Annotated in this window: 23 protein-coding genes and 1 pseudogene; 13 read left to right on the top strand and 11 right to left on the bottom strand. The window is 57.1% G+C overall.

The features are described from left to right. Positions 1–92: 92 nt before the first annotated feature. From ABLN87_RS01230 to ABLN87_RS01220, 3 genes and pseudogenes are all read left to right on the top strand, one after another. Positions 93–251: pseudogene (locus ABLN87_RS01230) on the top strand (VWA domain-containing protein); the annotation flags it as partial. Positions 252–415: 164 nt separating this feature from the next. Continuing rightward, positions 416–1129 (top strand): FkbM family methyltransferase, encoded by a 714-nt coding sequence (locus ABLN87_RS01225; protein WP_353006683.1) that lies wholly within the window; start codon positions 416–418, stop codon positions 1127–1129. A 103-nt stretch (positions 1130–1232) separates the two neighbouring features. Next, a complete protein-coding gene (locus ABLN87_RS01220; protein WP_353006680.1) occupies positions 1233–1928 on the top strand; it encodes a M48 family metallopeptidase in 696 nt (231 codons plus the stop codon). Positions 1929–1992: 64 nt separating this feature from the next. On the opposite strand, the gene ABLN87_RS01215 is transcribed toward ABLN87_RS01220, so the two are convergent. Genes ABLN87_RS01215 through ABLN87_RS01195 form a run of 5 tightly spaced genes read right to left on the bottom strand, consistent with a single transcriptional unit; the run spans position 1993 to position 7260 of the window. After that, positions 1993–2535 carry an RSP_2648 family PIN domain-containing protein gene (locus ABLN87_RS01215; protein WP_353006678.1) on the bottom strand — a complete coding sequence of 181 codons (543 nt, stop codon included), beginning with the start codon at positions 2533–2535 and terminating at the stop codon, positions 1993–1995. Further along, complete coding sequence (locus tag ABLN87_RS01210) at positions 2532–3734, bottom strand: RSP_2647 family RNA methyltransferase (protein ID WP_353006675.1); 1203 nt, start codon at positions 3732–3734, stop codon at positions 2532–2534. Before ABLN87_RS01210 ends, ABLN87_RS01215 begins: the two co-directional genes overlap by 4 nt. A 38-nt stretch (positions 3735–3772) precedes the next feature. Beyond that, positions 3773–4045 (bottom strand): hypothetical protein, encoded by a 273-nt coding sequence (locus tag ABLN87_RS01205; protein WP_353006672.1) that lies wholly within the window; start codon positions 4043–4045, stop codon positions 3773–3775. After that, positions 4029–6824: a glutamine-synthetase adenylyltransferase gene (locus ABLN87_RS01200; RefSeq protein WP_353006669.1), complete on the bottom strand. Its 2796-nt coding sequence runs from the start codon at positions 6822–6824 to the stop codon at positions 4029–4031. The genes ABLN87_RS01205 and ABLN87_RS01200 overlap by 17 nt, the downstream gene beginning before the upstream one ends. Before the next feature lie 49 nt (positions 6825–6873). Next, positions 6874–7260 carry a nuclear transport factor 2 family protein gene (locus ABLN87_RS01195; RefSeq protein WP_353006666.1) on the bottom strand — a complete coding sequence of 129 codons (387 nt, stop codon included), beginning with the start codon at positions 7258–7260 and terminating at the stop codon, positions 6874–6876. Positions 7261–7403: 143 nt separating this feature from the next. Between ABLN87_RS01195 and ABLN87_RS01190 the strand changes: the two genes are divergently transcribed. The 4 genes from ABLN87_RS01190 to ABLN87_RS01175 all read left to right on the top strand — a co-directional run bounded on the left by ABLN87_RS01190 (position 7404) and on the right by ABLN87_RS01175 (position 9619). Further along, complete coding sequence (locus ABLN87_RS01190) at positions 7404–7826, top strand: DUF2852 domain-containing protein (RefSeq protein ID WP_170530529.1); 423 nt, start codon at positions 7404–7406, stop codon at positions 7824–7826. Positions 7827–7891: 65 nt separating this feature from the next. Next, entirely contained in the window at positions 7892–8323 is a 432-nt protein-coding gene (locus ABLN87_RS01185; protein WP_353006663.1) for an RDD family protein, read from the top strand. Positions 8324–8398: 75 nt separating this feature from the next. Beyond that, positions 8399–9223 carry an arginyltransferase gene (locus ABLN87_RS01180; protein WP_353006660.1) on the top strand — a complete coding sequence of 275 codons (825 nt, stop codon included), beginning with the start codon at positions 8399–8401 and terminating at the stop codon, positions 9221–9223. 6 nt (positions 9224–9229) lie between these two features. Beyond that, the gene (locus ABLN87_RS01175; RefSeq protein WP_353006657.1) at positions 9230–9619 is read left to right on the top strand and encodes a VOC family protein; all 390 of its coding nucleotides are present in this window, start codon (positions 9230–9232) and stop codon (positions 9617–9619) included. 137 nt (positions 9620–9756) lie between these two features. Here the strand turns inward: ABLN87_RS01175 and ABLN87_RS01170 are convergent, their stop codons facing one another. The 3 genes from ABLN87_RS01170 to ABLN87_RS01160 all read right to left on the bottom strand — a co-directional run bounded on the left by ABLN87_RS01170 (position 9757) and on the right by ABLN87_RS01160 (position 14258). After that, positions 9757–12111, bottom strand: coding sequence for a TRAP transporter large permease (locus ABLN87_RS01170; RefSeq protein WP_353006655.1), 2355 nt, complete (start codon positions 12109–12111; stop codon positions 9757–9759). A gap of 17 nt (positions 12112–12128) precedes the next feature. Then, on the bottom strand, positions 12129–13055 hold the full coding sequence (locus ABLN87_RS01165) for a TRAP transporter small permease subunit (protein ID WP_170530534.1): 927 nt from the start codon (positions 13053–13055) through the stop codon (positions 12129–12131). A gap of 120 nt (positions 13056–13175) precedes the next feature. Further along, a complete protein-coding gene (locus ABLN87_RS01160; RefSeq protein ID WP_353006651.1) occupies positions 13176–14258 on the bottom strand; it encodes a TRAP transporter substrate-binding protein in 1083 nt (360 codons plus the stop codon). A 250-nt stretch (positions 14259–14508) separates the two neighbouring features. Between ABLN87_RS01160 and ABLN87_RS01155 the strand changes: the two genes are divergently transcribed. Then, the gene (locus ABLN87_RS01155) at positions 14509–15942 is read left to right on the top strand and encodes a cache domain-containing protein (RefSeq protein ID WP_353006648.1); all 1434 of its coding nucleotides are present in this window, start codon (positions 14509–14511) and stop codon (positions 15940–15942) included. Continuing rightward, entirely contained in the window at positions 15939–16577 is a 639-nt protein-coding gene (locus tag ABLN87_RS01150) for a response regulator transcription factor (RefSeq protein WP_353006645.1), read from the top strand. The genes ABLN87_RS01155 and ABLN87_RS01150 overlap by 4 nt, the downstream gene beginning before the upstream one ends. 80 nt (positions 16578–16657) lie before the next feature. Here ABLN87_RS01150 and ABLN87_RS01145 read toward each other — a convergent pair whose 3' ends face one another. Beyond that, positions 16658–17041: a bleomycin resistance protein gene (locus tag ABLN87_RS01145; RefSeq protein WP_353006642.1), complete on the bottom strand. Its 384-nt coding sequence runs from the start codon at positions 17039–17041 to the stop codon at positions 16658–16660. A 46-nt stretch (positions 17042–17087) separates the two neighbouring features. Next, the gene (locus tag ABLN87_RS01140; RefSeq protein WP_353006639.1) at positions 17088–17933 is read right to left on the bottom strand and encodes a HalD/BesD family halogenase; all 846 of its coding nucleotides are present in this window, start codon (positions 17931–17933) and stop codon (positions 17088–17090) included. Positions 17934–18353: 420 nt separating this feature from the next. Between ABLN87_RS01140 and ABLN87_RS01135 the strand changes: the two genes are divergently transcribed. The 4 genes from ABLN87_RS01135 (at position 18354) to ABLN87_RS01120 (ending at position 22093) form a co-directional block, all read left to right on the top strand. Beyond that, positions 18354–20105, top strand: coding sequence for an acetolactate synthase 3 large subunit (locus tag ABLN87_RS01135; protein WP_170530540.1), 1752 nt, complete (start codon positions 18354–18356; stop codon positions 20103–20105). Beyond that, entirely contained in the window at positions 20105–20506 is a 402-nt protein-coding gene (locus tag ABLN87_RS01130) for a hypothetical protein (RefSeq protein ID WP_353006634.1), read from the top strand. The genes ABLN87_RS01135 and ABLN87_RS01130 overlap by 1 nt, the downstream gene beginning before the upstream one ends. Positions 20507–20512: 6 nt before the next feature. After that, complete coding sequence (ilvN, locus tag ABLN87_RS01125; protein ID WP_170530541.1) at positions 20513–21073, top strand: acetolactate synthase small subunit; 561 nt, start codon at positions 20513–20515, stop codon at positions 21071–21073. A 72-nt stretch (positions 21074–21145) separates the two neighbouring features. Continuing rightward, entirely contained in the window at positions 21146–22093 is a 948-nt protein-coding gene (locus ABLN87_RS01120) for a helix-turn-helix domain-containing protein (protein ID WP_353006630.1), read from the top strand. Positions 22094–22124: 31 nt separating this feature from the next. Here the strand turns inward: ABLN87_RS01120 and ABLN87_RS01115 are convergent, their stop codons facing one another. Beyond that, positions 22125–22901 (bottom strand): DUF2189 domain-containing protein, encoded by a 777-nt coding sequence (locus ABLN87_RS01115; RefSeq protein WP_353006627.1) that lies wholly within the window; start codon positions 22899–22901, stop codon positions 22125–22127. Between the last annotated feature and the right edge of the window lie 21 nt (positions 22902–22922).

Here is a 22922-nt window from a genome sequence, read left to right as displayed (position 1 = left end):
ATGCGTCCCTAAAAAGGGAACTTGCAGCTCATAACAAACAGAAAGACGTTTGTTGCGTCTGGAGCCTTCTCTTATTAGGAGTGCAAAACACGCGCGAACAATGGGCGTCAAACCTGTGGATCAACCCGGTGCCCGTGAAATACTGGGGATATACCCATTCCATCGGCATGATCCGCGAGATTTTCGAGGACCGCATGGTGCCGATGACCCTGTCCGGCCTGGAACAAGGCATGCGTGAGTTGACGCGGTAGGAGATGCTCCTTGAGGCCATCGCGCTGATGGTTCGAGCGCAAAAGGCCGTTGATCTTTAAGGTTTTACAACCCGGCCACTCCGACTAATGTGCATCCGGAACAGTGGAACTTGCGCCTGCGTTTCTGGGCGTTCGATATTCCATGCCAGATCTGAGGTTTATTGATGTCAGAAGAGTTCTTTGAAGACGATGGCTCGGTGTCTTATCGCGGGGTCAGGATTCAAAAGGCGCCCGGATTGTTCACACGTCGAATTTTGAAATCCATGAGATTGGGGCGGTATGAAACAGCAGAACTGCGTCATGCCGAGCGGTGCATCGGACAAGGCGAGCGTGTTCTGGATATCGGGGCTGGAGTTGGCTTCTTGTCGACCAAGATCGCGCAGATCGAAAAGGTGGATAAAGTTGTTTCAGTCGAAGCAAACCCCGCATTGATTGACGTAATACGCACGACGTTTGAAGCGAACGAAGTTTCCCAAAAGGCCGAGTGCCTTCATGGCATTCTGGGGCAATCCTCAGCTGGCGACACAATCGATTTCTATATCCGAAAGAACTTCTGGGCGTCGTCCCTGAATGGCGACGAACGCGCCTACATTGACAAAGTCGAGGTACCGATTTTGGATTTCGACGCGTTAATTGCAAAGTTTGCCCCGACGATGATCATTTGCGACATAGAAGGCGGCGAGTTGGAGCTTTTCCAGAAATGTGACCTCCGCTCTGTACCTCGCCTTGTGATTGAAGTTCATCCGGGAATTTACGGTCAAACCGGACTGGCCAAGGTGTTTCAGGCCGTGATGGATCAGGGGTTTGTTCTGGATATCCGTGCCCCACGAGCGGGTGATGTACTCACCTTTCTAAACATGGATCACTTCGCGGAGTGAGACCGAGGGATCCGGGTGATGGGCCTGTGTACCTGTTTCCCAGGCAATTGATCTGCTGAAGAATTATGTTGCCCTGCTGCTGCGGCGCCCCCATATCAGAGCCATGTTGCGTTTCACACCAATCCTGCTGGTCATTGCTTATGGCCTTGTGATGTACCGGATTTCGGTCTGGCGCACCCATCGTGAGCTGGATCAGAAATCAACCGAACTGGCCGATCCTGTATTGAAACGCATGACCGACCGGTTGGCCGCCGCTTTGGATATCGCGCGGGTTCCGGTCTATATCTATGAGATCGATCCGGTGAATGGGTTGGCCGCGCCCGATGGGCGCATTTTCATCACCCGCGGGTTTTATCGCAAGTTTCGCAACGGAGAAGTTTCAGCCGAGGAAATGGCCAGCGTGATCGCGCATGAGCTGGGGCATGTGGCATTGGGTCATGCCAAGCGGCGAATGATCGATTTTTCCGGTCAGAACGCGATGCGGACAGCGCTGATCATGGTGCTGAACCGGTTCATTCCCTTTATCGGTGCGATGATCGCCAATGCGCTGACCTCATTGCTGGCCTCGCGCTTGTCGCGCCAGGATGAATATGAGGCCGATGAATACGCCGCCGCCTTGCTGACCAAGGCCGGGATCGGGATCGAACCGCAAAAATCCTTGTTTCACAAACTGGAGGACCTGACCCAGCAACGGGCTGGAATGGTGCCAGCATGGTTGATGAGCCATCCGAAGACGGGTGAGCGGATTGCAGCGCTGGAGGCACTAGAGCAGCGTTGGAGTGCGGGTGGCCAGGCTTAGGCAGCGAGGGGCCAGCCCCTCGCGCTCCCCAGGATATTTATAGCCAGATGAAGGGGGATCACGCCTATTGGGAAAGGGCTTTGCCCAGGCGTGGGAGGCGCGCCTTTTTCATCAACGCGCGCAGGTTCCATTGGTCACCAGAGAGGCGGTTGGCCTCATCGAGAACGCGGTTGGCGATAGTGGCCATACCGTCGGAGTCCGAGAGCCAGAAACCGTGCAGCAAGCCATCGGGATCACGACGGTCGAGTCCCTCTTCTGCCAGGATATTTTTCGGGAAGTCCTTCGCGTTTACAGTTACGATAATGTCGGCTGAGGCGTCGATGGCTGTTGCCAGAACGTGGATATCTGCAGCATCAGGCAACCAAAGGCGGTTTTCGAGCCCCGGTGCGGGCGCGCGTTCGGCTTGTGGCCAGTGCGTCTGCGTCAGGGCAATTTCAGCGCGGGCTTGCGTCTCGCCCTCGGGACCCAGCTTGCGGGCGGCGCGGGCCCATTCTTCCAGAATACGGGCGGACCAGATCGGGGTGAAATGGCCCAGGCTTGCAGCGCCCAGCAACATCTCTCGCATCACTGTCGGGTAGATGACGCAGGTATCGAGAACCGCCCTCACAGACGGTAGAACACGGCTTTGAGGTAACCGCTTTCTGCCAGTTGAGGCAGTTGCGGGTGATCGGGGCCTGCGAAACCAGTGTGGATCAGCTGTGCCTGCCGGCCAGCGCGGCCAATCCCACGCGAGGACGCATCGCGGAAGCGGCCCAGATCAGCGGCGTGTGAGCAGGAGCAGAGGCCCAGATAGCCACCGGGCTTGACCAAAGGAGCGGCTAGGCGCGCGATACGTTCATAGGCGCGCAGACCTGCATCCAGCGCTTGTTTCGAGGGCGCAAAGGCAGGTGGATCGCATATGACCACATCGTATAGGGCGCCCTCTTCGCCGAGTTGGGTCAGAACGTCGAACGCATCGCCCTGGCGGGTCTGAAAACGATCCGCGCAGCCTGTGGCTTTGGCCCCTTTGCTTGCCAAGTCCAAAGCGGCGGCTGAGCCATCGACGCATGTCGCAAGCGCGGCCCCTCCGGCCAACATGGCAAGGCCAAAGCCGCCTACGTGGCTAAACACATCCAGCACCGTTGCTTCGGGATGAACCAAACGGGCAGCGAAAGCGTGGTTTGGGCGCTGGTCGTAGAACAGGCCGGTTTTCTGGCCTCCGGTCAGGTCGGCCATATAGGTTGCTGCGTTCATGGGCACCGGCAGCGGTGCGTGTGGTGCTCTACCGCGTAGGGTTTGGTTCACGTCATCCAGCCCTTCCAAACCGCGGGTGCGGCCTGAGGCGTTCTTCAAGACAGTTGTAACTCCGGTGACTTTGACCAACGCATCGGTGAGCATTTCCAAATGCGCTTCTGCCCAAGCGGCGTTGGGCTGAATGACACAGGCGTCTCCGAAACGGTCGATGATCACGCCGGGGAAACCATCGGCCTCGGCGTGGATCAGGCGGTAGTATGGCGCGTCGAACAGGCGTTCGCGCATCTCAAGCGCACGGCGCAGGCGGGTTTTGAACCAATCGGCGTTCAGATCGGCATCAATATCGCGATCCAATACGCGACACATGATTTTTGAGTCGGGGTTCACCGCGACCAAAGCGATAGGTGCGCGCTTTTCATCCTCAAGAACGGCCAGCGCCCCGGCCGGGATTTTGCGAGTGCGGCGGTCGGTGACGATGTCATTGGCATAGACCCAGGGAAACCCATGTCGCAGGCCGCGCGCATTGGCTTTCGGTTTCAGTCGGATACGTGGGCGATCAGTGGTATTGGTCATGGCCCCCTCTTAGTGATGCGCGCGCCGGGGGAAAAGCCCTAACGCGGGCGCGAGCGCCAACCGCCACGTCGTTTTGGCGCTTCTGAAGCTAGCAACCCCTCGGCCATGACCTGTGTCATCGGGTGGTCGGCATCCTGCGCGGCATAGGCGGCATGCAGGGTGGTCAACGCCTGCTTTTGGTCCTGCCCCTCCGGCAGGCTGAGCGCCCAATCTAGGAAGATGCTGCGGCATTCTGGCAGGGCGATACCTTCGATGTTATAGGCTTCGCGGATCAGGCCCTTTGGGTCATTGGGATCAGTGCTGAGTGCCATCTTCGCCCTCTTTGATGACGCGGCCGATGATTGCGGCAGCGGTCGTGTAAGTGTCTTGCAGCGCGGATTGCAGTTGCTCAACCTGTTCGAACCCAGTGGCCCGGCACAGGAAAGCCGCACCACCCTCACCAATCTTGTCAGCCTCGATCACCTTGCCCGAAAGCAGCCGCGCTGCGCATTGCACGGACCAGCATAGTTCGTAGCTGTCTTTCAGAGTTTGTGCCTGCGCGACATCCAGCAACCCAGCAGCGACGGCGCCATCAAGGCCGGAGGACACATCGCGATCCGCGAGACCTGCCGTCAGCGCGCCGGTTTGCGCCATCAACTCTATATCCATCAGGCGACCGGGGCCATTTTTGGCGTCCCAGACTCCGGCAGGGGCTTTTGCGGCGGCAAGCCGCGTGCGCATTTCGGCCACTTCGTGCAAAACCTTCTTCATATCGCACGGACGCGACAGGAAATCAGCCCTGAAGGCTTCGATATCCGTAGCCAGCCCAGCATTACCTGCCACCACATGAGCGCGTGTCAGGGCAAGATGTTCCCAAACCCACGCTTCGTTCTGCTGGTAATTGGTGAAGCTGGCCCAACTGGTCGCCACCGGCCCCTGATTGCCTGACGGGCGCAAGCGCATGTCGACCTCATAGAGCCGCCCCTGAGACATCGGGGCCGAAATTGCCGTGATCAGTGCTTGCGTGAACCGCGCATAGTAGGTGCGGGTGGCCAGTGGGCGCGGACCTTCGGACATCTCCTGATCCAGCGGGTCGTAGATCACGATCATATCCAGATCGGATTGCGAATTGATCTGCCCTGCCCCAAGCGACCCCATACCCAGAATGGCAGCACCACGCCCCGGAGCGGGGCCATGCTTGCGGGCGAAATCCTCGGTCACACGAGGCAGGATCGAAGCGATAACAGCCTGCGCCAGTTCTGCGTATTGACGACCCGCTTGTGCGCCGTCGATCAGCCCGCGCAAATGGTGCACCCCCACCCTGAAATGCCATTCCTTGCACCAGCGCCGTGCCAGATCCAGCTGGGTTTCATAATCGGCCTCTGCCGCCAAAGCCAGTTCCAGCTCGGCCTGCAGGTCTTGCTGCCCGGGCCAGTCAGCAAAGAAACTGCCGCCTATGACCGCATCAAAGACCGATGCATTGCGGGACAGATGCGAGGCCAGCGCGTGGGACGTACCCACGATGTCGATCAACAGATCAATCAGCTGCGGATTGGCCTCGAACAGGGAAAACAGCTGCACCCCGGCAGGCAAGCCAGCCAGAAACCCATCCAAAGCCACCAGCGCCTCTTCGGGTTGCGCGGTTTTGGCGAGGCGCGACAGGAGTTCTGGTTTGAGCCGGTCAAAGATGCGCCTGCCCCGTTGCGATCGCAGCGCCGGGTAAGAGGCCCAACGGGCCAGGATGCTTTTGTCGAACGTGACCTCCTGCTCTGGCGTCGGAGTTGCACCGGGCCCGGGAGCAAAGAACCCCTCGGTCAGGTTATGCACCTCAGTCAATCGGCGGGTCAGGTCGGCGCTTAGTTCACTGCTGCTGATCCCCATCAAGCAGGCAACGCGTTCGATACCATCCTCGGATTGCGGCACTTTATGTGTCTGGGCGTCGTGGATCATCTGGATGCGATGTTCGACCTCACGATGCGCGCGATAGTGATCGGTCAGTTTATACGCGACGTCGTCGGGCACCCATCCCTTTGCAGCCAAAGCAGCCAAACCGGGAACCGTTCCACGTACCCGCAGATCCGGGTCGCGCCCCCCCGCGATCAGTTGTCGAGTTTGGGTGAAGAACTCAATCTCACGAATGCCACCCTGTCCCAGTTTCATATCATGGCCAGGAATCGAGAGGCTGCCACCCGTCCCCTTGTTCTCACGAATGCGCAAGCGCATGTCATGCGCATCCTGAATAGCGGCAAAATCCAGATGTCGACGCCAAACAAAGGGGCGCAAAGTTTCCAGAAACCGCTCTCCGGCAGCGATATCGCCTGCACACGCGCGCGCCTTGATATAGGCGGCGCGTTCCCATGTTCGGCCAAGGCTTTCATAATACCGCTCGGCCGCTTCCATCGCCATACAGACCGGTGTCACCGCCGGATCAGGGCGCAGGCGCAAATCGGTGCGAAAGACATAGCCGTCAGCGGTTTTGTCGCTGAGCGTGGCGCAGAAGTTGCGTGTGGCGCGGACCATCCCATGCCGTGCATCGTAGAAGTCATCCGGGTCATAACGTGTTTCATCGAACAGAACGATCAGGTCGATATCCGAGCTGTAGTTCAGCTCATGCGCGCCCATCTTGCCCATCGCCAGAATGACCATCCCGGCAGCGGTTTCGACATCGTCTTCGGTCATTCCGGGCAGTTTCTTGCGCCGGATCAGGGCGGCGATCTCAGCCTTCGCCGCGACATCTGCCGCCAACGCTCCGAAATCAGTGAGCGCAGCGGTCACTTTTTCCAAGGGCCACGCGCCCGAGATATCGGCCAGCGCTGTCAGCAGCGCCATTCGGCGCTTGGCGACCCTCAGACCCCGCTTCAGCTGATCTGGGGCCAAAGCCCGCGCCACATCCATAAGCTCAACCATGGCCTGATCCGGACCGGACAACGCCTTCGGTAGCCAGTCTCTCTCGCGCTCAATCAACCCTTTCAGATAGGGGCTGGTTCCGGCGGTTCCGGCGATCAACTCTCCTTGTTCAGGTGTCAAATCCGCCAGCAAATCACGTGCTTCATCGCCCAAAGACGGGTCGAACGCGCGTGGCAAACGGGTAATGGCCAGACTGTGACTCATATCGCGACCCTGCGCATTGCCTCACCCCAAGGTCAATGGGTCAAACGCATCACGCGTTCTGAACCGGCGTGTCCTGACTGAAACTGTTAACCCACTTGTCATGCCGACGCTCCCAGAGCGAGGAAATCAGCATCGCCTCCCACTCGGCAGCGCCAGGTCGCACGTAATCGGCGCGATAGGATAGCAAGACGATATCTGCAGTCAGAACCCGCAGCTTTTCCTCGCTCAGCCTGAATTCAGCCATCGTAGGCGCATCGGCAAATTGACCAACGTGATCGTCCCGATTGGCAAAGCCTGATGGGTAGACACCCAGAAAGTCGGCGCTCAAAAGCGCCCTGTCAGCGTGGGCGTCGCCTGTTACCAAAGCAGACCATACCTGCTTTTCCAGCTCCAAGATCTCTGCAAGCGTCGGTGCGGTTGTGTTCTCATTCATCATGTCGACACCCTGCGACCCGAGGCTTACGTCGTCAACCAAATCCGGAAATGTAAATCTTTTTCACATAAACCCCTTGCAACCCCGCAAGCACTTCCCATCTAGATAATGTGAAAGGAATTTACATCAACCCCTGGAGAGACCAAATGACCGCATTGTCCGAACCTACCGTCCCTGCAAACCCGGGATGGCTGCACCGCGCCGAGGCCTGGATGGACGACAAAGGCAAAGGTGCCTGGATCGCCGCCATGGTCCTTGGTTTCATCTTCTTCTGGCCCGTGGGCCTCGCCCTTCTGGCCTATATGATCTGGAGCAAACGCATGTTCAGCAAATCTTGCAGCCGCCGCAAATCCTGGCACAGCCACATGAGCGCAATGAAACCTTCGGGCAACACAGCATTCGACGCCTACAAGGCCGACACGCTGGCCCGGTTGGAACGTGAGCAGCAAGATTTCGAAGCCTTCCTGCATCGCCTGCGCGAAGCCAAAGACAAGGCCGAGTTCGACCAGTTCATGGATGAACGCGCCCGCGACAACCACGAAGAGGACGGTAAAGGCGAACCTGCCTGATCCCCCTTGCCCTGTCCCGACCTTCGGGACAGGGTAACGCGACCTTCATTTCCGGAAATCTGTTTATGACCCACCTGCCCAACCCTGACACACAGCCCGAGTTTTATCAGTCCGTCACATCCAAACGCTTTGTCGCCTGGCTGTTCGATATCGCGCTGATCTCGCTGCTGTGTATTGTTCCCGTCTTTTTGACCTTTGGTGCCGGGCTGTTTTTTCTGCCCCTGATCTATGCGGTCATCAGCTTTGTCTATCGGGTCATCACCATCTCGAACGGCTCGGCCACGCTGGGCATGCGCTTCATGGGGATCGAATTGCGCGATGCGTTTGGCGAGCGTATGGATATGGGCAAAGCGCTTGCGCATACCGCCGGATATTTTGTCAGCATGACGTTTTTCGTAGTCCAGATCATCTCGGTCATCATGATGCTGACCAGCGCGCGCTGTCAGGGTCTGACAGACGCCTTCCTTGGCACCGTCATGATCAATCAACGGGCCTGACCACCCATCGCGTGAATCACTTGGCGGCGCCAAAAACCGTTGCTATCATCAGGTCCGAGGCTACATGGGACCTTCATGCGACATACGCTGCCAATTGCGCCACAATTCTATGTGACGGCCCCACAACCCTGCCCTTACCTTGAGGGCAGGCTGGAGCGTAAGCTGTTCACCGCCCTGCAAGGCGAAGGTGCAGACCAGCTGAACAACTCCCTGTCTCAACAAGGGTTTCGCAGGTCTCAAAACGTGCTCTATCGCCCGTCCTGCACCGATTGCGCTGCCTGTCTGTCTGCCCGGATTGATGTTGCCGCCTTCCGTCCGACCAAAAGCCAGAAACGGGCTGCCAAACGCAACGCCTACCTGCAGCGGCGCGCCACGTCGCCCTGGGCCACAGATGAACAGTACGAGCTGTTCCGCCGCTACCTCGATTCCCGCCACGCCGATGGTGGCATGGCGGATATGGATGTGTTCGAATTTGCCGCGATGATAGAGGAAACCCCGATCCGCAGCCGCGTGGTCGAATATCTGGACCCCGAAACCGGTGACCTGATCGCCGTCAGCCTGACCGATGTGCTCGATGACGGGCTCAGCATGGTCTATTCCTTCTACGACCCGCAGCAACCGCAGAACTCTCTGGGCACCTATATGATCCTTGATCACATCGACATCGCGCGCGAGGCGGGCCTGCCTTATATCTATCTCGGCTACTGGGTGCCCGGCAGCCCGAAGATGGGATACAAGGCCAAATTCTCAGGCCTCGAAGCCTATGTTCAAGGACAATGGCAAAAGGTTCAGGACCCTGCGACCTTTTCAGATGAGTCGCATCATCCGCTCTCTGCGGCCCCTATCGCGGAACAGGTTGCCAATATACAGTTGCCCGACCGCCACCCCACCAAGGGCTGATCCGATATGAAACAAAGCCTGCATGCCGTCACCCTTGTGGTGCCGGATTATGACGCAGCGATCGCCTTCTACACCGAAACGCTCAGCTTCACCCTTGAACAGGACATCGATTTGGGTGGCGGCAAACGCTGGGTGCGGGTTGTCCCACCCGGCAGCAATGGCGCCTCGCTTCTGCTGGCCAAAGCCGTTGGTCCTGATCAAAACGCTGCCATCGGCAACCAGACCGGAGGCCGCGTCGGGTTCTTCCTGCAAACCGATGACTTCCAACGTGATCACACAGCAATGCGCGCAAGCGGTGTGCACTTCGAAGAAGATTCTCGCACCGAACCCTATGGCATTGTCGCCGTCTGGCAAGATCCGTTCGGCAATCGATGGGATCTGATCCAGTTCACCTGATCCACTCTTCATCTGGCCAGAAAATATCCCGGGGATGAATTGGCCACAGGCCAAGAAGGGGCTGGCCCCTTACCCCCAACACAAAAAGCAAAAGGGGGCCATCAGGCCCCCTTTTTCAATTTGACGATCCGATCAGATCAATTCGGGATCAGATCCGGAACGATGGTCACAATCGCCGGGAAGAACCACAGGATTGCGATCCCAACCACTTGAATGATCACAAATGGCGCGACCCCTCGGTAGATATGGCCTGTGGTCACCTCTTTCGGCGCAACGCCGCGCAGATAGAACAGCGCAAACCCAAAGGGCGGCGTCAGGAACGAGGTCTGCAGGTTCACCGCCACCATGATGGTCACCCATTTCGGATCGAACGATCCGCCATAGATCACCGGGCCCACAATCGGGATCACGATGTAGATGATCTCGAGGAAATCCAGCACAAAGCCCAGAATGAACAGCACCAGCATCACGATCAGGAACACCGTGAACTCGTTGTCAAAGCTCTTCAGGAACTGCTGGATATAGTGCTCACCCCCGAACGAGATCACCACCAGGTTCAGCAACTGCGATCCGATCAGGATGGTGAACACCATCGAGGTCACCTTGGCCGTTTCCCGTACCACAGGGGTTAAAACCCCGCTCGAAAACAGCACCCAGCAGCCATAGAGCAGGCCAAACAGCGCATAGAGATAAGCCGAATAGGCCAGACCAAAGGCGATCCAAGTTTCGGCGTTTGCTCCGCTCTGGTTTACCCGCAGGTCAAAGTTCACACCCAGCAACAGACAGATGATCACGGCGAAGGTCGACCAGATGATCACACCGCCTGACTGACCCTGCTCACGCAGTTTACGATAAGCCGCCAGCATGATCGCCCCACCAGCCCCCAGCGCAGCTGCCGGTGTCGGGTTTGTGATCCCGCCAAGGATCGAGCCAAGAACGGCAATGATCAAAACCAGCGGCGGAAAGACCACGCGGATCAGATCATTGGTCGCGCAACGTGCAGCCGCTTCCTTGCAGCCATAAATCGCAATAGCAAACGGGATGGCCAAGAGAAGGAAGGTGCCGCCGGACGAGGTGATCGGTGAGATCAACAGGATATCAACCAGCAACATCAGCAACAGGCCAATCGCCCCAACGATCAAGGGCTGAGGGGAACGCGATGGTGCAATGCCGCGCCCCAGAACCAGGGTCAGGGCCAGCAGCACAACGATGATCGTGACACCGGTCCCAATCGGCGCAGCATCGGCAATCTTGGTCTCACGCGCCGCGGCGATTTCTTCCTCGCTCAGACGTTCGGCATTGGCAATTCCACCGGCTGCATCAATCTCCTGTTGCTCGATCACAGCCTGATCCCACGCCGCCTGACCATGCAGGTCGATCATCGAGGCTTTGCATTCCTCCGATACATTTGTCCGCAGCGATGCATCCTGCCCCACATCCGAGAAGGCCGAGACCGAGATATTCTGGCTACCAATGATCCCGGCACTGCCCAGAAGCATCGCGCCAACTATGATTGCAACCGGCGCGCCCAGTAGCCATGTCAGCCCTTCGGATCGTGTGATCGTCTCACCTGACCCGCCAGAGAGTTCGACGGCAGGTGCTTTCTCAGGGTTCAACAGCGCATAGCCAAATGCGTAAAGCGCATAGAGAAGTGCCAACATGATCCCCGGCAGCAGCGCGGCCTGGAACAATGTGCCCACGGAGACCACCGCTGGCTCACCCAGATAGGTCAATGCATCGGTGCATCCCGCTGCAACAGCTCGACTTTCTTGCGCCGTGGAATACAGATCTCCTGCCAGTGTCCCCAAAAGGACAATCACAATCGAGGGCGGAATGATCTGCCCCAAGGTGCCCGACGCAGCAATCACACCGGTCGCAAGCTCTGGCGAATAGTTGTTTCGCAACATGGTCGGCAGTGCCAACAATCCCATGGTCACCACGGTCGCGCCAACAATCCCGGTTGAGGCCGCCAGGAACGCGCCCACAACCACAATCGAAACCGCCAAACCGCCTGGCAACGGGCCAAAGACACGCGCCATTGTAGTCAGCAGATCATTGGCAATCTTCGAGCGCTCCAGCGTGATGCCCATCAGAACAAACATCAACACGGCCAGCAGTGTCTCGATCGATTGGCCCGCCAAAACGCGCTCGTTCATACGGTTCACGATAAACGAAACATTGCGGTCCAGCGCAGTTTCCCATCCCGAGGGGAAGACCGGTTCGCCGATCCTTGGCAAATCCGGGTATCGGAACACAGAAACTGAATCGGGTTTCACCCCCGTCGCAACCAAATCCCGGTACATTTGCGAACTGGTATCGATTGCCTGATGGATCAACAGCCCGGCACTGTCCAGCGCGGCAATGATCCCGAAGGATATGACCCCGGCCCCACCAATGGCAAAGGCCACCGGGAAACCAGAGAGTATGCCTCCGAAAAGGCAGAAAAATACGATAATGAGGCCTATCTCGACGCCATCAAGTCCGAATAGCATTGTCTGGGTCTCCGTCCCTAATGTGCGCCTTCATAGGCTTCTTCACCTGCGCCAAGGCTGTCCTTGTCGAGGTACTTTCCGGCGCTCTCGGGCCCTTCCACATATTCAAGATACGATCGGTAGAGGAACGCAATCGCATGCAGGAACACCATGCCCGCAAACAGGACAAGCAGGATTTTGAACAGGAAATATGCGTTGAAACCGTTCGGGCTGAAACCGATCGTTTCCACATTCCAACGCAGCGCGCGTGATTTGGCAACCAACCGGTCCAGGGTATCACTGGCCGATGGTTTTGGCACGATCAGATGCCGCCACATGAAGTACCAGCCATACATCCAAGTCAGCACCGCCATCGGCATCATGAACAGGAGCGCACCACACATGTCGACCACACGCTTGGCGCGGTGGCTGATGCCCGCATAAATCAGGTCAACCCGAACATGTCCGCCTTGCACAAATGTGTAGGTACAGCATAGGCAGACCACCATGGCGTTATATAGTTTAAGTTCTTCGGCGAACCAACTGATATCCTTTTGAAAAGGAATGCCAAACCCGAACGCCATATCCGCGCGCGTAAAGACGCGCTGCATGAAAACAATGATGATCTGCTGAAGCACCATCAGCAAACCGGCCCAGGCAAAGAAACGCCCGGTGATGTTTGCGAACCCTTCCAGCCCGCGAACCATGCCCCACATGAAATTCCGGTAGTAGAGACCGATGGCCGTCAGCACCAGAAACAGGGCAAAGATCACAAAGAAGAACTCGACCGACCCGCCATAGTAGACAAAGCGCATCACAGCTTCATTGTCCGACCAGTTCAGCCACAGTTGCGGATGCGTGATCGCATATCCAAAATTATAGAAGGCTTCGGCAATGCTCTGAATGAACCAGATCAGTCCATTCCACAGGGCGCCGAAGAACGAGATACCGTTTTCGTCCTGCATGTTGTCCCCAGATCGCGTCGGTTGCACTGCCTATTCTTGCGGCATGATGGGTCCGCGCATGTGCAACAGGAAAGGTTTCCCCGCGCCTGCGGGGAAACCGTTTGGTCTGATGATCAGGGCTTAGCCGCGCACGCGATCGCGTTGAGCGGTATAAGCACCAGACGACAAGTTCAGCCAGGCCGAGGACGATGCCATCGACGCCATCGCGCTGTCGTGGATCTTCTTGAACAGCTCGTCGCCCATGTTCTCGTCCAGAACTTCTTGGCTGGCCTGACCGAAGGCGTCCCAAACGCTGTCTGGGAATTCCATGACCTTCACGCCACCCGACTGCAGACGCTGCAGGGCTGCACCGTTGTTGGCCAGGAATTGCGCCAGGTTCCACTGGTGCGCTTCGGCGGCTGCGATCTCGATGATCTTCTGCTGGGCAGGCGTCAGCTCTTCGAACACGTCGCGGTTGGTCGCCAGCGACAGACCTGCACCCGGCTCGTGGAAGCCTGCGGTGTAGTAGGTCTTGGTGATTTCCTGGAAACCGGCTTTTTCGTCCGCCCAGGGGCCGATCCACTCGGTGCCGTCAATCGCACCCGAGGACAGCGCCTGATACACCTCTGAGCCCGGAATGTTTTGAACGGATGCGCCCAGTTTGCCCAACGCCTGGCCACCCAGACCCGGCATACGGAACTTCAGACCTTGGAAGTCCTCGGGGCCGTTGATCTCTTTCGAGTACCAGCCACCCGCCTGCGCACCGGTGTTACCGGCCAGGAAGGATTTCAGACCGAAGATCGAGCCCAGCTCGTCATGCAGCTCCATACCGCCATCGTGATAGTACCAGTTCACCAGTTCCTGCGCGGTCATGCCGAACGGAACAGCGGTGAAGAAGGCATAGCCCGGGTGCTGACCCACAAAGTAGTAGTCTGCCGCGTGGTACATGTCGGCCTGACCCGAAGATACAGCGTCAAACACTTCAAACGCGCCAACCAGCTCGCCTGCGGCCTTGATGTCAACATTCAGGCTGCCATCGGACATCGCATTGATGTTGTCGGCGCAGCGCTGTGCACTGTCAAACACGCCGGCCAGACCACGACCCCACGAGGTTACCATCGTCAGGGTCCGCTGACCCTGCGCATAGGCTGGTGCCGCCAGTGCGGTTGCCGCAGCAGCCGAGCCGCCCAGAGCTGACTTCTTTAGAAATGAACGACGATCCATATGAGTGTTCCTCCCCTTACATAGTCGTAACCCGGAAACACTCCGGGCCTGTCACATTCAGTAGGCCGCAGCCTAATGCCGAAGATGTGAAAAGGAATACCTAGTACTGCGTAGAAACGCAGGTTTCTGACGGGTTTTTATAGGAAAACAACCAGCAAAAACGGCTCGAACCCCGGATTTTCGGTCGTTCTGGTCCTTAAGATGTCCATTCTTTTTGCATTTCTGCCGCCTGTTGCGTATCGATTCGACAATGCAGAGATTAAGAAATCTGGTTTCGCTGACCTATGCGCAGAAGCTGTCCCTTGTCGCCGCGATACCCTTGGTTGTGGCCGTGGCAGCCATTGCCGTGCTGGTAGCCTATGAAGCGCGTGCAACAGCCGAACGCGAAATCGAAGCGTTGGAACGCAGCCTGATCGAGGCCAAGAAAGAAGAGCTGCGCAACTACGTCACGCAAGCTCGCAACGGGTTTGCTTACATCTATGGTCGCGCGACACCTGATGACGAGGTGGCCAAGAACCTCGTGTCTCAGATCCTGTCGGCCATGATCTACGGTCAGGATGGGTTCTTCTTTGTCTATGACTATGATGGCAACAACCTTGTCAGCCCCCGGCAGACCGAATTCATCAACCGCAACTGGGAGGGCCTGACCGATAGCGATGGCACGCCCGTTGTGAATGAGTTTATCCGCCTCGCCCGTCAAGGCGCAGGGTGGCACAGTTTCATGTGGCAAAAACCGTCTACCGGAGAAGAGGCGCAGATGATCGCCTATGTGGTCGGGCTACAGGATTGGCGCTGGGTGGTCGGTACGGGCGTGTTCATCGACGACATCGTTGCCGCTGTTGCGAATGCACGCGCCGAGGTCGAAGCCCGCGTGCAGCGTACCTTTATGTATATCGGCGCCATTGTTGTGGCGGCTGTCCTGATCGTGTTTGCCTCGGGCATGTTGCTGAACATCCGCGAACGGCGGCTGGCTGACGCAAAGCTGAAAGAGCTGACGCAGCGTGTATTTGATGCACAGGAAGAAGAACGCGGACGGGTTGCGCGGGAACTGCATGATGGGATCAGCCAGATATTGGTTGGCGTCCGCTATGCGCTGGACACCGCTCGGCGGCGGGTATCTCGTGGAGATTTTTCAAATGCAGAAGATCCGTTGGACAAAGGGATCGAACATTTGGGCACCGCCATAACCGAAGTGCGCCGGATCAGTCGCGACCTACGCCCTGGAGTGCTGGATGATCTGGGTTTGGGCCCTGCCCTTAAATCGCTGACGGATGATTTTCGGGACCGCACCGGGATCGAGACCGAGTTCTCGACCGTTGTATTCCGTAATCGGCTGGATCAGGACAGCAAAATCGCGCTCTATCGCATTGCGCAAGAAGCGCTGACCAATATCGAACGTCATGCCGATGCGTCACATGTTACCATCGATCTGCGTGGCCATAAGAAAGGTGCAACGATGCGGATCACCGACAATGGGCGCGGGTTGCGAAACGAACCGGGCCGTGTGGCCACCGGGATCGGGCTGCGCAACATGCAGGAGCGCATCGAACAGCTTGACGGAGCGCTGCGTATTCTGTCATCACGCGGCCCGCATGGCGGCACGGTGATCGAAGCAAGCTTGCCGCTGAGCCACCTGCTCCCACCGCAGGAAGACGCAACACCAAAGCGAAAGGCCGGGACATGACCATCCGAGTCCTTATTGTCGACGATCACCCGATGGTGGCCGAGGGCATCCAGTCGATCCTTGAAAGCTATAGCGAGATCGAAGTGGTCGGTACGCTCAGCAGCGGTCAGTCTGCTGTGGATCAGGCCGCAAGCCTATCCCCCGACGTGATCTTGATGGATCTGAACATGCCGGGCCTGGGGGGCCTGAGCGCAACAGAAATGATCCTTGAACGCTTGCCTCAAACGCGCATCCTGATCCTGTCGATGCATGACAGCCCAGAATACATCTCAACCGCGCTCAGCCACGGGGCTAAAGGCTATCTTCTCAAGGATGTGCCGACAGACGAAATCAAACAGGCCATCGATGCGGTCATGGCGGACGAGCAATATCTGTGCACCGGAGCAAGCGGGTCGCTGAAACCCAAAGGCGACAGCACCCGAGAGGCCCTGACCGGCCGGGAACAGACGATCCTTCTGGAGCTGGCGCAGGGCAAATCCAATAAAGAAGTCGCCCTGGCCTTGGATATCTCGGTTCGCACGGTCGAAACTCACCGCAAGAACATCAAACGTAAACTGGGTATTTCCTCCACCGCTGGGCTCACCCGCTATGCGCTGGAACATGGGGTCTTGCAGGGCACTGGCGTGGGGTTCTGATCCAGACGCGGCGCGGCACGCGCCGCCCGGCCCAACCAGAGAAGACGCGCCAAAGGCGCGTTGCCGATGGGCGGGAGGCTTTAATTCCGAGGGCGAATATCTTCCCCGAAAAAGATCAAAGTCCCGTCCTCATCAAGAACGTGAAACTCGCGCTGTAGATAGGGCTGATCAAAAGGTGGCCGCACCCGTCCCTCGGGCAGGTCGCTCAAACCATCTTTCAGACCGTCATAGAGCGCATCGATACCTTTCACATCGATGTAAAAGGACTGGTTATCGCCCAAAGCTTTGCCATCGGTGCGCGGCGGGCATTCCAGCAACCGGACAGCAACTGGCCCCCGCGACAGAAAGGCATAGTTGTCCTGTTTAAATCCGCATTCAAACCCCAAACGTCGGCAATAGAAATCAATCTGCGCCTCCAGTGACGCGCAGAGAACAAACGGCGTAATCTGTAGCACTTCGGGCATCGGAACCTCCGGCCTGCATCGGGATCATGCTACACGTTCTGCTGGCTCAATCCAGCAATTGATCCTGCCGTGTACCTTCACGCTCATAATGATGCGGCAGAACACGACCGTATAGCTGCCGGGTCCGCTCGACCCCGCCGCACATGCCTTCGGTTTCCACAAAGGAAAAGATGCCGACATATCTTTGGCGGGTCCCAAAAACCGGTGCGACCCGGTGCAGGGAATACCGCCCCTTGAAGATTTGCAGATCGCCTGGCTGCAGTTCCAACCGGCGCACGCGCGACATGTCACCATCCAGAACGGCAGAGACTGCACCGAAATTCTCATCCTCCGAAGTCCGCAGGTTCGGCGCATATTCGAACGCACCCCCGTCTTCACCATTTTGAATGGCCAGAGTCACCGTGAAGTTGTTGGTGTCGAAATGCCAGGGAAAGCCCTGCCCCGCTTCCACGACATTGATGATCACATCTGCCAGCGGGTCGTCATAGCGAAAGAACCGATCTGCAGGCTCCTCCAGCGCAGTCCGGATGAAGGGCATGAACCCGTCAAACTCATATATCCGTCGCAGGGGTCCGGATTTAGGGAAATTGTCCGCCGGGACAAAGGCATTCGATCGTTCATAGAAGCGGCGGATGGGATGGCCGATTCCGAACCGCGGGTCATCTTTAGTGAAATAGGCGTTCGTTCGGTTGAAGGAGCGATGGGCCTGCGGCGACACCGCGTCGGCCTCTTTCACCAACAATTCGAGTCCGTCGGGATGCACAAAACCCGGCAATACCGCACAGCCATCTTCGCTCAGTTCGCGCTGAACATCATCGATCATCCGGTCATACGCCTGTGAACCTGGCCGGTCGATGGGATAGCGGCCCAAATCCACCAGATCATGCAGCATGACATACCTCCCTCGTAGTCCCGTCTCTGTCAGCGTGACTCAGTTAAACCGCCCAATCATGCCCATTTTGGACATTTGCTTGACGCATTCAGACCGGCGAATATCCATCCCATCCGGCGTCCAAGGCATCATTTTTCGCTAAAATTCCCAACTTGCGGCAATCTGCGCAATAAAATGTCGCAAAATACCATCTTGAAGATAGAAAATTGGTGCAATTGCCTGTTGACGCCCTTGCGTGCCGCTCATAATGTCCCTGCACGCAAAAAGGAGCCTCTGGCGATGAGAACGCTAGTCGTAATCGTGGGAAACAAGCGCATGGGCCGGTAACGGTAAACCATAATCGAACCCATGCGCCTCCGAAAACGTCGGGGGCTTTTTTTTGTCAAACGCAAGACACATGTCGCGAACGGAGCAAAGCAGATGACACGTGAGATGACCGGCGCAAAGATGGTGGTTCAGGCCCTCAAGGATCAGGGCGTGGACACGGTATTCGGATACCCCGGCGGCGCTGTGCTACCGATCTATGATGAGATCTTTCTGCAAAACGACATTCGCCACATTCTCGTACGCCACGAACAGGGAGCCGTGCACGCCGCCGAAGGCTATGCGCGGTCGACCGGCAAACCCGGCGTTGCGTTGGTGACATCCGGACCAGGCGCGACCAACGCGGTAACTGGCCTGACTGACGCGTTGCTGGATTCGATCCCGATCGTTGTTCTGACCGGCCAGGTTCCGACCTTCATGATTGGCTCGGACGCGTTTCAGGAGGCCGACACGGTTGGAATTACCCGCCCCTGCACGAAACACAACTGGTTGGTGAAAGACACGGATTCTTTGGCCGAGACCATGCACGAAGCCTTCCACGTCGCCACCTCGGGCCGCCCTGGCCCCGTATTGATCGACATTCCCAAGGACGTGCAGTTTGCCTCGGGCGAGTACGCTTCGCCCAAATCCTCAACCTCGCATTACCAACCCATCCTGAAAGGCGATCTGGAAGAGATCACCGAGTTGGTTGCGGCGATAGAGACCGCAAAAAAGCCGGTGTTCTATACGGGTGGTGGCGTCATCAACTCGGGTCCTGCAGCCAGCCAGCTGCTGCGCGAGTTGGTCGATGCGACTGGCTTTCCGATCACCTCGACCCTGATGGGTCTTGGTGCCTATCCGGCTTCGGGCAAAAACTGGCTGGGTATGCTTGGGATGCATGGTCTCTATGAGGCCAATATGGCAATGCATGATTGCGATCTGATGATCAATATCGGTGCGCGGTTCGATGACCGGATCACCGGACGGATCGACGCGTTCTCGCCCAATTCAAAAAAGGCGCATATCGATATCGACCCCTCCTCGATCAACAAGGTGATCCGTGTGGATATCCCGATTGTGGGCGATGTGGCCCATGTGCTTGAGGATATCCTGAAGATCTGGAAAGCGCGGGGCCGCAAGACGGATGCGGCGAATGTCAAACAATGGCAGGCACAGATTGCGGATTGGCGCAAGGTGAACTGTTTGGCCTTTACCGCCAGCGAAAAAACCATCAAGCCCCAACACGCGCTGCAACGGCTGGAAGAACTGACCAAGAAGCATGATCGCTACATCACCACCGAAGTGGGCCAGCACCAGATGTGGGCCGCCCAGTATTTGGGCTTTGAAGATCCCAACCGCTGGATGACATCCGGTGGTCTGGGCACGATGGGCTACGGTTTCCCTGCGTCGATTGGCGTTCAAATGGCGCATCCCGACGCGTTGGTGATCAACGTTGCCGGTGAGGCATCGTGGCTGATGAATATGCAGGAAATGGGCACCGCCGTTCAGTACCGCCTGCCGGTGAAGCAGTTCATCCTGAACAATGAACGCCTCGGCATGGTGCGCCAGTGGCAGGAGCTGCTGCATGGCGAGCGGTATTCGCATAGCTGGTCCGAAGCCCTGCCCGATTTCGTGAAACTCGCTGAGGCCTTCGGGGCCAAGGGTATCCTGTGTTCCGACCCCGCCGATCTGGATGACGCGATCATGGAGATGATCAACTATGACGGTCCGGTGATCTTTGACTGCCTGGTGGAAAAGCACGAGAACTGCTTCCCCATGATCCCGTCGGGCAAGGCGCATAACGAAATGTTGCTGGGCGAGGCCGAGACGCAAGGCGTGATCGATTCCAAAGGTTCGGTTCTGGTATGATGAATAAACTGATCTGTTTTAACTCCAACCGGTTCAATCCAACACCGGGCGAGTTGGATGAACAGTCAGATGACTACATCAATCCGGACGTTTTTGGCAAAGAACTCAGTGAGTTCCTAGTGCAGGGTCTCACCGAAGCCGGACATGAAATCACGTTCTCATGCGCCGAGGACTGGGGGTGGTATCACGAGGTGCAACATAACGAACCGTTCGCTCTGATCTTCGGATGCTCGAACTACGGCGACGGGCACATGGTGCAGCTCGCGCCCAAAACCGACTATGTAAGAAAAATGTTCAAAAAGTATCACGCGGCTCCCAAGGTTGAAGCGCTGCGGGAGACAATCTGGACGGTACTTCAGAACGCAGAAGGTATTTCCGGCCTTCACTACGAAAAGGAATAACCTGGCATGTCAGCCCTACATATCAAAAAAGGCTCTACCCGCCATTCGGCTTATAACCTACGGCCCACATTTTCGGACGTGCAGGAACGGCACACAATTGCGGTTCTGGTCGAGAACGAGCCCGGCGTTCTGGCCCGTGTGATCGGTCTGTTCTCGGGCCGTGGTTACAACATCGAAAGCCTTACGGTGGCTGAGGTGGATCACACCGGCCACCTAAGCCGCATCACCATCGTCACCACCGGTACCCCGCAGGTGATCGAACAAATCAAGACACAGCTGGGCCGGATCGTTCCGGTTCATGATGTACATGACCTCACGGTCGAAGGCCCTTCGGTCGAGCGCGAGCTGGCGATCATCAAGGTCGTTGGCGAAGGGGACAAGCGGGTCGAGGCACTGCGTCTGGCCGATATCTTCCGCGCCAATGTGGTCGACAGCACGCTGAATTCGTTCATTTTTGAGATCACAGGCGCACCCGACAAGATCGACGCCTTTGCCGATCTGATGCGCCCACTAGGACTGATTGAAATCGCCCGTACCGGTGTTGCCGCCCTGCTGCGAGGCGATTGATCTGTCTTAAGCCCCGACCCTGCCTCCGAAAACTTCGGGCGGGGTCGATTTGAATTCGGCCGATTTCCACAGATGCTGGCAATCGAGTGGCTTTATGTGCGTTATTTTTACCATAACGCTCCTTCTTCTGAGAAAAACCTCAAACAAATTGAGATAAAGCCTATTGCTTTTGGCTTACGTGACGTTAGCTTCGGGCCGCAACGCGATTTGGGGATGCGTTGTTTTGGTGATTTTTGTGATTTCTCAGTGCCTGCGGTTATCCGTAAGCCTGAACTTTTAATACATGAAGCAATAAAAGCGCCGGGGAAAAACATGGCCGATGACATTCGCAGCCCTGCTGAGCTTCGGGCTATGTTCGGCTCGAACCTAAGGCACCTTGCGCGCGACTACCCATCTGTCTCGGCCTTATGCCGAAACCTCGGCATCAATCGGACGCAGTTCAATCGCTACCTCGCAGGCGAAAGCTTCCCACGCCCAGATGTTTTGGATCGGATTTGTCGGTTTTTCGATGTTGATGCAAGGATTGTCCTAAGCCCCTTAGGTGAAATTCCTGCTGTCAAAGAACATCCTGCAAGTTCAATTCTGACACAGTTTCTGGGGTCCGGATCTGAAGTTCGAGGACCAAGGACATTTGCATCCGGTTTCTATGCGGTCGCCGAAAGCCAGCCCTCGGCACCACAAGTGACCTTGCTTTACGCCAAACGGCGACCTCAATGCACCTTGATACGGGGTTATACACCCCGAGCCTATATGCCCGGCACATCACCGCAAGCGCGCGAAATTCAAGGGATTGCAGCGACCACTGGCGATCATGTCTACATTCTGACCTCACAACGCGGTGGCCATAACAGTAAGATATACTTGCTGAATCAGGATGCCGAAATTTGGCGCGGAACGGTTATCAAACCCTCTGACCCGCATCAGCCACAGCCGGTTGTTCTGCGCCATCTCAAACAGAACGCTGAAACCGTGTTCCAAGCCGCGCGACACTCTGCAAAAACCGGTGGGCCATCGATCTAACCCTCGCGAAACGGCGCCTATGGTAGATTGATCAATCTGGTGCGTCTTCACTGCAAATTCCCCGGTACAAATGCCAGCTTGCATGGCCCAACAGAGGCAGCACGATCAACAGGCCCAAAAACCAGGGAAGCATCGCAACAAAGGTCAAAACCGCGATAAACAGCCCCCAAGCCAGCATCACGACTTTATTTTGTGAGACATATGTAAAGCTGGCGATCATGGCGGTGACAAAATCCAGTTCTCGATCCAGCAGCATCGGTATCGACAAAACCGAAATCATATAAAGCAGCGTTGCAAAAACCGCACCAACAGCCGTGCCGACAGCCAACATCATCACCCCGTTGGGGGTCAGAAAAACCTCCAACGAACTGGATATGTTCGTCATCGTCGAGAGCCCCATGAACAGGGCAAAGATCATGTGGCCCAAAAAGAACCAGAACAAAAACACCACAACGATGATGGCGCAGATCGAGGGCAATTGGCGGCGGCTTTGCTGCAGCACGACACCGAATACGGCAGGCATATCAAGAGGTTCCCCCTGTTCTAACCGACGAGAGACCTCGTATAGGCCGACAGCCGCAAACGGCCCGATTAGCGGAAAGCCGATCGCGGCCAGAACCAGCCAGAAACTTGTGCCGGTTTGCACGGTGATCCATGCCATGGCCCACCCGGCCAGAACATAAAACCCGGCAAAGATCAGACCAAAGATCGGCGCACGGCGCAGATCAGCCCAGGCCTGATGCAATGCCTGCCGTATCATTGCGCGGTTCACCGGGCGCAGGTTCGGAACACCAAAGGGTCTATCCATCTCAACTCCTCCTCGCCGTGA

The organism is Ruegeria sp. SCP10 (genome assembly GCF_040329495.1).
In the GTDB taxonomy this organism is placed as follows: Bacteria; Pseudomonadota; Alphaproteobacteria; order Rhodobacterales; family Rhodobacteraceae; genus Ruegeria.
The sequence above is the reverse complement of the archived record's forward strand: the minus strand, read 5'-3'. Positions and strand labels throughout refer to the sequence as shown.